Origin of the sequence: Lysobacter hankyongensis, from assembly GCF_039543145.1 — a bacterium.
Taxonomy (GTDB): Bacteria; Pseudomonadota; Gammaproteobacteria; order Xanthomonadales; family Xanthomonadaceae; genus Lysobacter_I; species Lysobacter_I hankyongensis.
This window is the reverse complement of record NZ_BAABJE010000001.1, coordinates 683,927-697,445: the sequence shown is the minus strand read 5'-3', so window position 1 is coordinate 697,445 and position 13,519 is coordinate 683,927. Positions and strand designations below refer to the sequence as shown.

Genomic DNA, 13,519 nt, shown 5'->3' with positions numbered 1-13,519 from the left:
GCTGTAATGCAAGCACGAACGGCAGAGGCTTACAGCCACAGATTCATGGCGTGGTTCGCGACCGGATTGATCACCGACACCGAGCTGCCCCAGTAGGTGCAGCCGTTGTTGCTGCCCACGTGTTCCAGCCCCACCGGCACGGTCCAGACCGGATCCAGATTCCTGCAGAACACCTCGACCTTCGCGCTGCCGAGAGCAGACACCAACTGCGTGCGGAAGCTGGCGTTGCCGACGCGCGCCGGATTGTAGGCTTCCAGGTTCGGTCGTTTGCCGCGGATGGTGAACGAATAGGCCTCGGCCATCGCGCCGCCCAGGCTGTGTCCGGTCACGCTGTAAGCGTTGTTGCACGCCACCGCATCGACGGCGGCCTTGTAGCTGTTGAGCCTGCTGGCATACCCGTTTCCGATCCTCGCCGCGTTCGACGGTTCACCGGGCACGGCCACCGCGCTGCCGAACTGGTTCTGGATGTTCGTCAGCCAATCGCCCGCGGTCGAGCTGCCGCGCCAGGAGACGATGCAGTCCGTGGTGCCGTTGCTGGTGCTTCTCCAGACCTTCACGACATCGCGATTCAGCGCGACCGAGTAGAACCGGGTGCCCAGCGTTTTGCTGCTCGCGGTGGCCTGGTAGGCGTTGTTGGCGAACCATGCATAGTTGCTGCCCGGGGCCACGGCCTTGGTCAGCCGCTCGTTCGCGAGCAGCGCTTTCGCTTCGGAGGTCTGCCGGTAGTCGATGCCCACTTCGACCGCCGCTTCGGACGGTACGAGGTCGGTCGCGACCGCGCGATCGTTGTCCCAGGCGATGCGGACCGCGACGTTCTGGAGATTCTTCGTGTTCACCTGCGGGAAGTGCGTGGCGAGGAAGGCGTGCAGGCGCGGCACGTTCCAGCTCCCGCTCTCCGCCATCACGACCCAGTTCAGATCCCGGGCGAGATTGAGGGTGGCCTGCATCCGCTTTCTGTTCCATTCGATGCTGTCGACATCGATGTACACGATGGCGTTGTCGACGTTCTTCGGCAGCGTCGAAAGGTTGTAGCGGGGCGTGTTGCCGTCGAAAATCTCGAACCCGACATCGCCCATCGTCCGGGTCAGCGACACGACGGGCGTGCGATTCGCGGCGATTGCGGCGGAGGTCTGGGCCTTGCCCGACATGTCTGCGGTGGAAGCGGTGTTGCCGTTGCCCGCCGAGCCGTTGCCCGCTGAGACCAGCGAGCTCGCCGCGATGGCCGCTGTCAGCAAGCCGATCCTGATCGATACCTGATGTTGTTTCATGTTGTCCCTAATGTGTGTGGATAGTCGTCTTCGCTTGCTTCCGAACGTGGGGAGTGCCTGGTCCAAAGCGACGGACATCGTCGGTCGTGAATCCTGTCACGCCGTCTTCTGATGCATGGCCTCGTCAGTGTCCCCAGCTTTCGCGGGGGCGACAACGCGCATCATCCTCATGTTCTCATGCGCAAATGGAATGCACTCGGGCGATCGATGGTCATGGCGCGTGTCGGCTGTCGTTCGCACGGATCGCGCGCGCTCCCGCGGCGACGCCTTCGCGGACCCGCGGGCCGGTTTCTGGCCGGGCGATGTTGCACTGCAGCGTGCGGCTGCCCCTGTTGCCGCGATGTTCTATGCTCTGACGTTCGCCGACGGAGACGCCGATGCGCCTGCTGCTCACCCTCTGCCTTGCGATGACCGCCATGAGCGCACACGCCCAGCACCGCCCCGAGAACGATCCGAATCCCGACCGCCCGATGCCGGTCAAGGTGGCGCATCCGACTGCGCTGGTCATCCACGGCGGCGCCGGCGTGATCGACCGCGACCAGCTCGATTCCGCGCAGGAAGCCGCGATCCGCGCCGACCTCGACCGCGCGCTCGACGCCGGGCATGCGGTACTCGCGCGCGGCGGCCGGGCGATCGATGCGGTGGAAGCGGCGATCCTGGTGCTGGAAGAGTCGCCGCACTTCAACGCCGGCAAGGGCGCGGTGTTCGACGCCGAAGGCCGGCACCAGCTCGACGCGTCGGTGATGGAAGGCGACACCCGCCGTGCCGGCGCGGTGGCGGGCGTGCGCACCGTACGCAATCCGATCCGGCTGGCGCGCGCGGTGATGGAACGCAGCCCGCACGTGATGCTGGCCGGCGACGGCGCCGAGGCCTTCGCCGACACGCTGCAGGACATCGAGCGCGTGCCCAACACCTGGTTCGACACCGAACATCGCCGTCGCCAGCTCGAAGCGGCGCAGGCGCGGCAGCAGGCGGGCAATCACGATGTGCGCGGGACGTACTTCGGCACCGTCGGCGCGGTGGCGCTGGATCGCGGCGGCCACATCGCCGCGGGCACCTCCACCGGCGGCATGACCAACAAGCGCTGGAACCGCATCGGCGATTCGCCGGTGATCGGCGCCGGCACCTGGGCCGACGACCGCTGCGGCGTGTCCGGTACCGGCTGGGGCGAGTTCTACATCCGCGCCGCGGTCGCGCACGACATCTGCGCGCGCGTGGCCTATGCCGGCGACACGCTTGCGGCGGCCGCGCATCACGTGGTCAACGTCGTGGTGCCGCAGCTCGGCGGCGACGGCGGCGCGATCGCGCTGGATCGCGACGGCAACATCGCGATGCCCTTCAACACCAGCGGCATGTATCGCGGCTGGATCAACCCCGACGGCAGCCGCGGCACCGCGGTGTTCCGCGAAGACGACGGCGAGGACTGAAAGCACGGCACGGCCGCTCCGATGGATCTCGCTGCTTATCGACGCCTGCGCACCGAAGCCCGCCGCCATGCACGCCGTGCGGCCGACGCCGACGATCTGGTGCAGGACGCGCTGTTGATCGCGCTGGAACAGGGGCGTGGCGACGACCCTGCATGGTTGGCCGGTGTGATCCGCAATCAGGCCGCGATGCAGGCGCGCAGCGCGATTCGACGCCGTCGTCGCGAAGCGACGGTTGCGGAAGACGATGTTGCGCCCGCGCAAGAAGAGGCGCCGCCATCGGCCTGCGCATTGCTCGAACGGCTGCCGCCTGCGGCCCGCCGCGTCGCAGTGTTGGCCCTGCATGGTTTGAACGCCGAGGAAATCCGTTGGGTGCTGGGCATCGCCGAGACCGCGTTCCGGCAGCGGCTCACGCGTATCCGCAAGGCGCTGTGCGCACTGCCGCCGGCGCAGCGCGCCGAAGCGATCGCGCTGGCCTACGTGCGCGATCCCGCGCGCAGCGCCGATCTCCAGTTCGGTCTGGTGCGGCGCGCGCTGAAGGCCGCGCTGCAGGGCGGGGCCGGCATCGGCACCCACGATGCCGACGGTCATCTCCTCGTGGTGCGCGGGCGCGCTCACGGATCGCCTGCCGGCGGCAACGAGAGTACGTGACCCGGACGCAACCGGGCGCATCCATCCATTCGTTCCAGGAGGTCTTCCATGCTCGCTCACGCCCAGGTCGGCGCCATCGTGTTCTTCGTCGCGGTGCTCGACCGCACCGTCGGGTTCTATCGCGACACCCTCGGTTTGCCGGTGAACGAGATCGACGGCCACGACGGCCCGTTCGCGCTCGCCGAACTCGGCGACCTCAGTTTGGTCTTCATCCAGCGCCCGGCGAAGGCCGGCGACAGCCCGGTGGTGGTGTTCCGCCTCGACGGCGGCATCGACGACTACGCCGAAGCGCTGGCCGCGAAGGGCGTGGAGATCGTGGTGCCGGTGAGCGAAGCGCCCGACGGCGGACTGACCCTCGATTTCGTCGATCCCGACCGCAACGCGCTGAGCCTGTACCAGCCGCCGGGTGCGCCGCGCCGCGGCTGACTGTGCAGTGTCCGGCGCTGCCGCTGGCGACGATGCCGAGGAACCTCGTCGCCAGCGGACCGCAGGCGCAAAGACGCAGCGGCGTCAGCGCTTCGGCGGCGCGCCGCTGCCGAGCGGGCGGACCTCGAAGCGGACCTCGCGCATGCCGCCGTGTTCGAAGCGCAGCGTCGCGGTGACGGTTTCGCCCGCCACGAACGGATGCGTGGGCTTGATGAACATCAGGTGATAACCGCCGGGCTTGAGTTCGAGCGTGGCGTTCGGCGCGATGGCGAGCCCATCGTCGAGCCTGCGCATCCGCATCATGTCGCCGTCCATGCGCATCTCGTGTATTTCCACGCGTTCGGCATCCGGACTGGTCGCCGACAGCAGATGGTCGGCGCGGCGCCCGTTGTTGCGGATGGTGAGGAAGCCGCCGGCGACAGGCGCCTGCGGCGGCGTGGCGCGCGTCCAGGGCGCTTCGATCATCAGCGCGGGTTTCGCGGGCGGGGCGGCCAGCAGGCTTGCCGCGAACAGCGCGGAGACCGTCGAGATCGCGATCGCTGCTGAGAGAAGAGGCCGTGGGAAAGTGTTCATGGTTCGACCTCGATGTCGTCGAGCAGCGTGTGGGTGCGGATCTGCCGGCCGTCCTTCTGGACCAGCGCCGACAGCAGGAAGATGGCCCAGCCGATCAGCCAGAACAGGGCGAAGAAAAAGAACGATTCCATGGGTGATTCCGATGAAAGCGCTGGCCGTGCGTGGCGCACGACGGCGATCCGCGCAGGGATGCGGCAGCGGAAGTGTCGGGTGTCTCCGGCGACCGGCGAAGCGTGAGCGTGCCGGGCCCGGCGATGTTCAGGGATGGCGCGGAGTCAGGCGGGTGGACCGCGGGAGCCGAGGCCGTTGGGATGGTGCCGCGAGGGCAGTACGGGAGGGTGGCCGGCGATGGCATCGGCCGCGGGCGGCGATACCGATGGCATCGCGATGAGGCCGGCCAGCACGGTGGAGGCGGCGAGGGTGCAGTAGTCGCAATCCGCGTCGTCGTGCGGCGACGGCGGGTTCGGCGCGTCTTCGAGGGCGAAACCGAGCGCTTCGTCGAGCGCGACCGCGTTGTCGTAGGCCAGTCCGCGGGTGGTGCAGATCGCGCCGAAGGTCGATTCGATCGCCGAGGTGCCGCCGGTGACGGCGACGAGGCCGCGATCGATCCGGCCGACGCTCGGCAACAGCGCGAACGCGAGCATCGCCAATAGGGCGATGCCGGCCATCGAGCGCTGGAAGGTCGATCTGGACATGGCCGGCAGTATAGCCAGCGCCCGGCGAGGCGGTTTGCGTCAGGTCAGTTTGATCGCGTCGAGCACCTTGTCGACCTGACCGAGGAATTGCGAGGTCGCGCGGACGATGTCGTTGACCCGGGTCAGCGACTTCAGCGCGGCATCCAGATCGGCGCTGGCCGCGAGCACGCCTTCGATGCGCGTGTCCATCGCCGCGGTGGTCTGCTTGAACAACAGGCTGCCGCTGACCATGACCCGGAAATTGACTTCCTGCATTTCCAGCAGGAGGGCCTGCGCGTCAGTGGGATTAATGGTGTTGCCGAGCAGGGTCGACAGCGACTGGTGCTGTTTGACCAGGCTCTGCTGCAGTTGGCGGATGTCGCCGTTCATGCCGCTGGCCGCGGCGTCGTTCGGGCTCATGGCTTGCTCCCCTGGCTCTGGCCGTCCTGTTGGCGCAGCGCATCGACGCGCTGGCGATAGGCCGCGTACTCGGCCTGCACTTCATCGAGCATCCGGCGCGCGCTCGGCGGGTCGCCGGCGGCGAGCTCGCGATGGGCCGCGGCGAGCAGGCCGATCGAGCGCCGCAGCGACGCGAGGCTGGCGTCCTGCGCGTCGCGCTGGTCGAGCGTGCCGACGTAGCGCGTGGCCACGTCGCGTTTGGCGGCGGTGCCGCCTGCGGTGAGGAATTCGACCTGGATCGCGCCGAGCACGTCGCCCCACGAGGTGGCGACCATCGCGCGCACGCCGTTGTCGCGGTCCTCGCCGATCGCGGTCATCATCGTGTCGAACACGCTCTGGATCGCCGGGTCCGCCTTGCGGATCGCGGCGAGCGCTTCCTTCTCCGCGCGCATCTGCACCAGCAGGCCGCCGAGTTGGGCGAAACCGCCGGCCACGCCGGCCGGCAACCGTCCGCCCTCGATCGTGCCGATCTTCTCGCCCAGTTCGGCGAGCGCGGTTTCGGTGTCGCTGCTGCGCGCGGGATCCAGCAGTGTTTCCAGCGATGCGGCGTAGGCGTCGATGAGTCCGAAGGCGCGATTCCATTTGGCGACGTCCTCCGATGCCAGCGGCGAAAAGAACTCGCTTTCGTTGAGGGTCGGCAACTGGCTGGCGCGATCGATCTGCTGCTGGCGCAGGAAGGTGTTGATGTCGGCGAAGGTCGACTGCGACTGCTGATTGGCGGTCGCGGCGCCCTGGCGGAAGCTGGTGATGCCGTCGCGATCCGGGACCGTCATGCAGCCGACGGTCAGAAGCAGCACGGCCGCCAGCGACAGGTGTCGCGCGAAGGCGACGGCCGTGCGTCGCAAGGGGTGGTGATCGGGCATCCCTGTCATGCGCGTCCCTGTCATGCGTGTTCCTGTCGTTGAGAGGCGTCGACGTGCGTGGTCGATGCGACATGCCGCCCGGCAGCGTATGGAACGCGGTCCCCCCGGCGGCGCCGATGCCGAAGATGCGCCGCAAACGGCTTCGAATCAAGTCGTGCCCCTGTCCGCGGACGCGACGCGGCGGGCAGATGGGCCCGCCGCGCGTGCCGCGGATGCCGATTCGATCAGGGCTTGCAGGGAACGACGTTGCCGCCGGCGTCGTAACAGGTCGTGGTGCGGGTGTAACCGTCGTTCTTGTTGCCGGTCACCGTCGACTGATAGCTGTTGCCGTTCTGGCCGGTGGCGTCGACGTTGCGGTCGAGATTGCCGTTGGCGTACTGCGTGTCGGCATCGTAACTGCCGCCCTGCGCGCCGGTGGCATGGGTGGTGCGGCCACCGCTGACGCTGCCGTCGGCCGTGCGCACGAAACCGCCTTCGCTGCTGCCGCTGCCGTTCTGGCCGTTCCACTGCGCGCCGGACTGGTGCTGCGCGCTGCCGTCGGCATTCCAGGTGCTGGTGCCGGCGCGCGCCGCGGTGCCGCCGTTGGGGCCACGGACGGCGCTGCCGCTGGCGGCCTGGCCGTTGCCCTGGCCATCGGTCTTCACGCCGCGGGCGCGGACCGCGCCGCCGCCGTTCGGGCCGCGTGCGGCGGACGCGCGGCCCGCGGTGACGCCGCCTTCGGCGTTCTGGGTCGCGCCGCGGGCCTTGACGCGGCCGGCGGCATCGGCATCGTGGGGCGCCAGTGCGAAGGCGGCGGCGAGGGTGCAGAGGACGAGCAGGGACTTGTGCATGATGAAACTCCGGAAAGATGCGCGAAGGGACGCTGGGGAGGGAGAGGGAAGATCGCGCGCGGCTTACTGGCGCGCGTCGAGGAAGCGGCCGAGGCGTTCGCGCATCGCCGCGAAACGGTCGAGGCGTTCGGCCATTGCCCTGCGCACCTTCGCCTGGTCCTGCGGCGAGAGCGATTCGTAGAGATCCAACTGGCGATCGCGCAGCGCGCGCGCTTCCGCCATGTGCGCGTCGACCTTCCGCTGCGATTCGCGGCTGTAGGCGCGCAGGTCGGGCGATGGCTGATCGAGCAGCGCGCGGAATTCGCCGACGCCGTCGCGCAGGTCGTCGCGGCCGACCGCGCGCAGGGCCACGGCTTCGGCGCGCAGCGCGTCCCATTGCCGGGCGTGCGATGCCGCGATGCCGAGTTCCGCCGCGGTGGGCGGCAGCATCGCGTCGCCGCGCGCCATGCGCGGGGCGGAGAGCGCCGTGGTGGCGGCGAGGGCGACGGTCAGGCCGGCGGCGAGGAAGAGCATGTGTCGGGTTTTCATGGAGCACCTGTGTGGATGCGTTGGGGTGATGCCAGCGTGCGCCGCGGGCCGCCGCAAGGCGTGTCCATGGCGCGTCGGAATGCGAATGGAGGTGTCGGCAGGGCGCGATGGACACATCCGTTCACAACTCGGTCGCGGAGAGGGCGTCGCAGGGCGTCGTCTGCGCTTGCCGGTGGCCCGGCAGCGGCGACAATGGCGGCATGACCCATGCACACGACACGCCGACCGCGACGACGCCCGCGCCCCGCCTGCTGGTGGTGGACGACGACGACCGCATGCGCGATCTGCTGGTGCGCTATCTCGCCCAGCAGGGTTTCGAGACGCTGGCCGCGGGCGACGGTCGCGAACTGGATCGCCAGCTGTCGCGCAACCACGTCGATCTGATCGTGCTCGACCTGATGCTGCCCGGCGAGGATGGACTGTCGATCTGCCGTCGACTGCGCGGGCAGGGCATCCAGACGCCGATCGTGATGTTGACCGCGAAGGGCGACGACATCGATCGCATCGTCGGCCTGGAGATCGGCGCCGACGACTATCTGCCGAAGCCGGGCAATCCGCGCGAGCTGGTGGCGCGCATCCGCGCGGTGCTGCGTCGAGGCCGACCGGTGCCCGGCGCGCCGAAGGAAGCCGGCGGCCGGGTCGCGTTCGGGCCCTGCGTGCTGGATCTCGGTGCGCGCACGCTGCATCGCGACGGTCGCGAACAGCGCATGACCACCGGCGAATTCGCGGTACTGGCGGCGCTGGCGCAGCGTCCGCGCCAGGCGCTGACCCGCGACCAGTTGATGAGCGCCGCGCGCGGCCGCGAACACGATGCCTTCGACCGCAGCATGGACGTGATGATCAGCCGTCTGCGCAAACTCATCGAGGACGATCCGAAACATCCGCGTTGGCTGCAGACGGTGTGGGGCACCGGCTACGTGTTCGTGCCCGAGGGCGCGGCGTGATGCCGCGGCGCCTGCACGCGCGGCTGGTGTTGCTGCTCGCGGCGGTGGTGATCGCCGCGCTGGTCGCGGCCGCGATCGCGTTCGGTCTGTCGACGCGCGAGAGCAGCGCGGGGCGCGTCGCGCGCGCGCTGCACGCGCAGGTGCTCGCCGCCGACGCGCTGCTCGCGCAGCCGGATCGCGCCGCTGCGCGGCGGCAACTGGATGCGCTCGGGATCGTGGTCCGCAACAACCTGCCGCCGGGCGAGCGTCCGCCGATGCGTTTCCTGCAGCGCACCGAATCGCGGGTCGGCGCGCGGTTGCCCGGACGCCCGCTGCGCCTGTCCGGCGCACCGGCGCGGCTGTGGGTGCAGGCACGGGCGCCGGCGCGGGGCTGGATCGGCATTCCGGTGCTGGGCGGGCCCGAACCGCTGCGCCGCGGCCTGCTGATGTCGCTCGTCGCGATCGGCGCGATGGTGCTCGTGGCGTCGGCCCTGTTCGCGCGCAGTCTGACCCGTCCGCTGCATCGGTTGGCGGAGGCCGCGGCGGGCATCGTCGCCGGCGAGCCGCCGCCGCCGGCGCCTCGATTCGCCAGCGCCGAGATTCTCGAACTGCAGGGCGCGCTGGCCGATGCCGCCGAGCGCACCCGCATCGCCGCGCGCGACCGCGAGCTGATGCTGGCGGGCATCTCGCACGACATGCGCACGCCGCTGGCGCGGTTGCGCTACGCGCTGGCGCTGGCGCCTGCGCTTGACCCAGCGATCGACGACGGCACCCGCGTCGGCATGGAGCGCGACATCGACGAACTCGATGGAATCGTCGGCCAGTTCATCGATTACGTCCGCGACGGACGCGACGAACCGCTGGACACCGTCGATCTGGCGGCGATGCTGCGCGCCCTGGCCGAGGACGAGGCGCGACAGGGACGCGCATGGACGCTCGCACTGCCCGACGACGCGCGGTTGCCGGGCCGGCCGCTGGCGCTGCGCCGCGCGCTGGCCAATCTGTTCGACAACGCCGCGCGCCACGGCGCGGCACCGTTCGAGGCCACGCTGGCGCGGGTGGGCGACGACTGGCGGTTGCGGGTCGGCGACCGCGGGCCGGGCGTGCCCGCATCGGCCCTGACCGAGCTGGGGCGACCGTTCCACCGGGTCGATGGCGCCCGCGGCACGCCGGGCAGCGGTCTGGGGCTGGCCAGCGTGGCGCGGGTCGCGGGTGTGCACGGCGGCGATCTCGCGCTGCACAACCGCGACGGTGGCGGGCTGGAAGCGGTGCTGCGGCTGCGCGCCGTCGAGGGCTGAGCGGCGGCGCGCGGGCTCGGTCCCGGGCGGTCATTGGGGGCTTGTGGCAGAATTCCCGGCCTCCGATCGCCCGAGTTGCGCCGCCGATGCCGGTTTCCGCCCCGTCCGTCTCCGTTCTGCCCGTCGGCCGCTGACATGGCCGACCACACCGGACATCTGCCGCGCACCCCCGCGCGCATCTTCAAGGCCGCGAAATGGTCGATGCAGGGCCTGCGCGCGGCCTGGCTGCACGAGTCTTCGTTCCGGCTCGAGGTCTATCTGTTCGCGGTGCTGGCGCCGCTGGCCTGGTGGCTGGGCGGAAACGGTCTGGAGCGCGCGCTGATGATCGGCAGTTGCATGCTGGTGATGAGCGCCGAACTGCTCAACTCCGCGATCGAAGCGGTGATCGAGCGCTACGGCCCCGAATTCCACGAACTGGCCGGTCGCGCCAAGGACATGGGCTCGGCGGCGGTGTTCGTGCTGATGATGAACGTGCTGCTGGTCTGGGGCGTCATTCTCGCCGACCGCTATCTCTGATCGACAACGCCCGATCGCGCGGCGTCGCCGCGCGCCCGCGCTCCGACAACCCTGGAAAACGATGCAATGATGGAACTGATTTCCGATCCGCAGACCTGGATCACCCTCATCACCCTCAGCGCGATCGAGATCGTGCTGGGGATCGACAATCTGGTGTTCATCTCGATCGCCGTGTCCAAACTGCCGTATGCGCAGCGCGAGCGGGCGCGCAAGTTCGGCATCGCGGTCGCCTGTCTCTCGCGCATCGCGCTGCTGTTGACGCTGGCGTGGCTGGCGGGGCTGACCAGCGACCTGTTCTCGATCTTCGGCCAGGGCATTTCGGTCCGCGATCTGGTGCTGATCCTCGGCGGCGTGTTCCTGCTGGTGAAGGGCACCGGCGAGATCCGCGACATCGTCAAGGGCGAGCACGAAAGCGAAGACATCAACACCCAGCCGAAGAACGTGTTCTGGGCCGTGATCGCGCAGATCGCGGTCATCGATATCGTGTTCTCGCTGGACTCGGTGATCGCGGCGGTGGGCATGGCCAACCAGACGCCGGTGATGGTGGCCGCGATCCTGCTGGCGGTGGCGGTGATGCTGCTGGCGGCGACGCCGCTGGGCAAGTTCATCGACAGCAATCCGACGGTCAAGATGCTGGCGCTCGCGTTCATCGTGCTGGTCGGCGCCTATCTGATCGCCGAAGGCTTCGAAGCGCACGTGCCCAAGGGCTACATCTACTTCGCGATGGGCTTTTCGGCGGTGGTCGAAAGCCTGAACCTGTGGGCGAAGAAGCGCGCGAGTCAGCGGTTGTTGCCCGAATAACCGCTGCGTCCCTGACGCCCGTTGCACCGCGGGTGCCCCGATGATGCAATGCGCGCTCCAGCGTCCTTCCGACCCGTTTCCTTCCGAGCACCCGACATGCATGCCAACGTCGCAACGATTTCCACGCTGCTGATCGCGCTGTCGCTGGCGGCCTGCAGCCGCGATGCCGCCGAAGCGGCTGGCGCGGCCGGCACACCGTCCGCCGAAACGGCGGGTCCTCCGCCCGTCTCCGTGCCTCCGCCACCGGCGCAAACGCCGGGACCGGCCGTGGATCCGCGCATCGCACCCATCAAGTCCGCCTCGGGCGAAGGCCAGCCGGTCGGCCCGGTCGTGCCTCCCGAGGGCCTGCCGCCGCCGCCCATGCCTGCCAAGGGCAGTCCGTCGCCGCTGCTTCCGCCGGGGGCGCCGGTTCCGCCGCCGCCGCCGCTGCCGCCCCCACCGCCTGCAGGCGGTTGATCGACCGATTGCCGGTGTCCGGCTCGAAATCCTGTCCGACCGCGGCCTCGACGGTCGCGATCAGTGGCATGCCGCGAATTGCAGCCGTTCGGACGAAGCCGCACCCGCTTCCGGCACAATAGGCCCTCCGTTCGCGATGCCGTCCCGCCGATGACCTTTCTGCACCGGATCGACCCGATCCTGCTCGAACTCGGGCCCCTGAAAGTCCACTGGTACGGCGTGATGTACCTGCTCGGCTTCACCGTCGCATGGTTCCTCGGCCGCAGCCGTGTCCGCGCCGGCCGCTTGCCCGGCGTGAGCGAACAGGCCTACAGCGATCTGTTGTTCTACAGCATGCTCGGCGTGATCTTCGGCGCGCGCATCGGCTACATCCTCATCTACGATCTGCCCTCGTACATCGCCGACCCGCTGCAGATCTTCAAGATCTGGCAGGGCGGGATGAGTTTTCACGGCGGTCTGGTGGGCGTGCTCGCGGCCTCGCTGTGGTGGGCGCGCAAGCACCGCATGCACTATTTCGACGTGGTCGATTTCGTCGCGCCGCTGGTGCCGCCGGGCCTCGGCTTCGGCCGTCTGGGCAATTTCATCAACGGCGAACTGTGGGGCAAGTACACCGAGGGCGGTTGGGGCGTGGTGTTCCCGCACGCGGAACCCAGCCTGCAGGGGCTCGACGCCTCCACGCTGCAGGCGCTGCACGACAGCGGCGCGCTGGACGCGCTCGCGCGGCATCCGTCGCAGCTCTACCAGCTGTCGCTCGAAGGCATCGCGTTGTTTTCGGTGCTGTGGTGGTTCTCGCGCAGACCGCGGCCGCGTTATGCGGTCGCGGGTCTGTTCGCGCTGCTGTACGGCTGTTTCCGCTTTCTGGTCGAATTCGTGCGCCTGCCCGACGAGCAGATCGGCTATCTCGCCTTCGACTGGCTGACCATGGGCCAGGTGTTGAGCCTGCCGCTGGTCGCGCTCGGCCTGGTCCTGCTGTGGCTGTCGCGACGCGCGCCGACGCTGCAGCCGCAACCGCAGCCGGCCGGAGCCGCCTGATGCATCCCTACCTCGATCTGCTGCACCACGTGCTCGACGAAGGCACGGAGAAGGCCGACCGCACCGGCACCGGCACGCGCAGCGTGTTCGGCTGGCAGATGCGCTTCGATCTGAACGAAGGCTTCCCGCTGGTCACCACCAAGAAACTCCATCTGCGTTCGATCGTGCACGAACTGCTGTGGTTCCTGAAGGGCGAGACCAACATCGCCTATCTCAAGGCCAACAAGGTCGGCATCTGGGACGAATGGGCCGACGCCGACGGCGAACTCGGCCCGGTCTACGGCAAGCAGTGGCGACGCTGGGCCACCGCCGATGGCGGCGAGATCGACCAGATCCGCTGGGTCGTCGACGAGATCAAACGCAATCCGGATTCGCGTCGCCTCATCGTCAGCGCCTGGAACGTGGCCGATCTGCCGAAGATGGCGCTGATGCCCTGCCACACGATGTTCCAGTTCTACGTCGCGGACGGCAGGCTCAGCTGCCAGCTCTACCAGCGCAGCGGCGACATCTTCCTCGGCGTGCCGTTCAACATCGCCAGCTACGCATTGCTCACGCACATGGTCGCGCAGGTCTGCGATCTGGGCGTCGGCGACTTCGTGCACACGCTCGGCGACGCGCACCTGTATTCGAACCACTTCGAGCAGGCGCGCGAACAACTGTCGCGCGAACCGCGCGCCCTGCCGACCCTGCGCCTGAATCCCGGGGTGAAGGATCTGTTCGCTTTCGGCTACGACGACATCGTCATCGACGGCTACGACCCGCATCCCGCGATCAAGGCGCCGGTGGCGGTGTGAGCG

Annotated in this window: 18 protein-coding genes; 10 read left to right on the top strand and 8 right to left on the bottom strand. The window is 69.1% G+C overall.

Annotated elements, in window-relative coordinates:
- Positions 1–29: 29 nt before the first annotated feature.
- Positions 30–1,268 carry a lipase family protein gene (locus ABD974_RS03210; protein ID WP_345301808.1) on the bottom strand — a complete coding sequence of 413 codons (1,239 nt, stop codon included), beginning with the start codon at positions 1,266–1,268 and terminating at the stop codon, positions 30–32.
- A gap of 470 nt (positions 1,269–1,738) precedes the next feature.
- On the opposite strand from ABD974_RS03210, the gene ABD974_RS03205 reads away from it, so the two are divergent.
- The 3 genes from ABD974_RS03205 to ABD974_RS03195 are packed head-to-tail and all read left to right on the top strand — an operon-like array spanning position 1,739 to position 3,769.
- Positions 1,739–2,695: an isoaspartyl peptidase/L-asparaginase family protein gene (locus ABD974_RS03205; protein ID WP_425562627.1), complete on the top strand. Its 957-nt coding sequence runs from the start codon at positions 1,739–1,741 to the stop codon at positions 2,693–2,695.
- 21 nt (positions 2,696–2,716) lie between these two features.
- Positions 2,717–3,343, top strand: a complete 627-nt coding sequence (locus tag ABD974_RS03200; protein WP_345301806.1) for an RNA polymerase sigma factor — start codon at positions 2,717–2,719, stop codon at positions 3,341–3,343.
- 48 nt (positions 3,344–3,391) lie between these two features.
- Entirely contained in the window at positions 3,392–3,769 is a 378-nt protein-coding gene (locus tag ABD974_RS03195) for a VOC family protein (RefSeq protein WP_345301805.1), read from the top strand.
- Positions 3,770–3,853: 84 nt separating this feature from the next.
- Here the strand turns inward: ABD974_RS03195 and ABD974_RS03190 are convergent, their stop codons facing one another.
- The 7 genes from ABD974_RS03190 to ABD974_RS03160 all read right to left on the bottom strand — a co-directional run bounded on the left by ABD974_RS03190 (position 3,854) and on the right by ABD974_RS03160 (position 7,696).
- Positions 3,854–4,342 carry a copper chaperone PCu(A)C gene (locus tag ABD974_RS03190; protein ID WP_345301804.1) on the bottom strand — a complete coding sequence of 163 codons (489 nt, stop codon included), beginning with the start codon at positions 4,340–4,342 and terminating at the stop codon, positions 3,854–3,856.
- Complete coding sequence (locus ABD974_RS03185) at positions 4,339–4,473, bottom strand: hypothetical protein (protein ID WP_345301803.1); 135 nt, start codon at positions 4,471–4,473, stop codon at positions 4,339–4,341. The genes ABD974_RS03190 and ABD974_RS03185 overlap by 4 nt, the downstream gene beginning before the upstream one ends.
- Positions 4,474–4,617: 144 nt before the next feature.
- Entirely contained in the window at positions 4,618–5,037 is a 420-nt protein-coding gene (locus ABD974_RS03180) for a DUF2946 family protein (protein ID WP_345301802.1), read from the bottom strand.
- A gap of 39 nt (positions 5,038–5,076) precedes the next feature.
- Positions 5,077–5,436: a hypothetical protein gene (locus ABD974_RS03175; protein WP_345301801.1), complete on the bottom strand. Its 360-nt coding sequence runs from the start codon at positions 5,434–5,436 to the stop codon at positions 5,077–5,079.
- Positions 5,433–6,320 carry a hypothetical protein gene (locus ABD974_RS03170; RefSeq protein ID WP_345301800.1) on the bottom strand — a complete coding sequence of 296 codons (888 nt, stop codon included), beginning with the start codon at positions 6,318–6,320 and terminating at the stop codon, positions 5,433–5,435. The genes ABD974_RS03175 and ABD974_RS03170 overlap by 4 nt, the downstream gene beginning before the upstream one ends.
- A gap of 242 nt (positions 6,321–6,562) precedes the next feature.
- Positions 6,563–7,168 carry a hypothetical protein gene (locus ABD974_RS03165; protein ID WP_345301799.1) on the bottom strand — a complete coding sequence of 202 codons (606 nt, stop codon included), beginning with the start codon at positions 7,166–7,168 and terminating at the stop codon, positions 6,563–6,565.
- Between the two features lie 63 nt (positions 7,169–7,231).
- A complete protein-coding gene (locus tag ABD974_RS03160) occupies positions 7,232–7,696 on the bottom strand; it encodes a hypothetical protein (protein WP_345301798.1) in 465 nt (154 codons plus the stop codon).
- 200 nt (positions 7,697–7,896) lie between these two features.
- On the opposite strand from ABD974_RS03160, the gene ompR reads away from it, so the two are divergent.
- From ompR to ABD974_RS03125, 7 genes are all read left to right on the top strand, one after another.
- Positions 7,897–8,640, top strand: coding sequence for an osmolarity response regulator transcription factor OmpR (ompR, locus tag ABD974_RS03155; protein WP_345301797.1), 744 nt, complete (start codon positions 7,897–7,899; stop codon positions 8,638–8,640).
- A complete protein-coding gene (locus ABD974_RS03150) occupies positions 8,640–9,917 on the top strand; it encodes an ATP-binding protein (protein ID WP_345301962.1) in 1,278 nt (425 codons plus the stop codon). Before ompR ends, ABD974_RS03150 begins: the two co-directional genes overlap by 1 nt.
- Positions 9,918–10,052: 135 nt before the next feature.
- Positions 10,053–10,433, top strand: a complete 381-nt coding sequence (locus ABD974_RS03145; protein WP_345301796.1) for a diacylglycerol kinase — start codon at positions 10,053–10,055, stop codon at positions 10,431–10,433.
- Between the two features lie 69 nt (positions 10,434–10,502).
- Entirely contained in the window at positions 10,503–11,234 is a 732-nt protein-coding gene (locus ABD974_RS03140) for a TerC family protein (protein ID WP_345301795.1), read from the top strand.
- Positions 11,235–11,330: 96 nt separating this feature from the next.
- Complete coding sequence (locus ABD974_RS03135; protein WP_345301794.1) at positions 11,331–11,690, top strand: hypothetical protein; 360 nt, start codon at positions 11,331–11,333, stop codon at positions 11,688–11,690.
- 150 nt (positions 11,691–11,840) lie between these two features.
- Positions 11,841–12,722: a prolipoprotein diacylglyceryl transferase gene (gene lgt / locus ABD974_RS03130; protein WP_345301793.1), complete on the top strand. Its 882-nt coding sequence runs from the start codon at positions 11,841–11,843 to the stop codon at positions 12,720–12,722.
- Positions 12,722–13,516, top strand: coding sequence for a thymidylate synthase (locus ABD974_RS03125; protein WP_345301792.1), 795 nt, complete (start codon positions 12,722–12,724; stop codon positions 13,514–13,516). Before lgt ends, ABD974_RS03125 begins: the two co-directional genes overlap by 1 nt.
- The last annotated feature ends 3 nt before the right edge of the window (positions 13,517–13,519 follow it).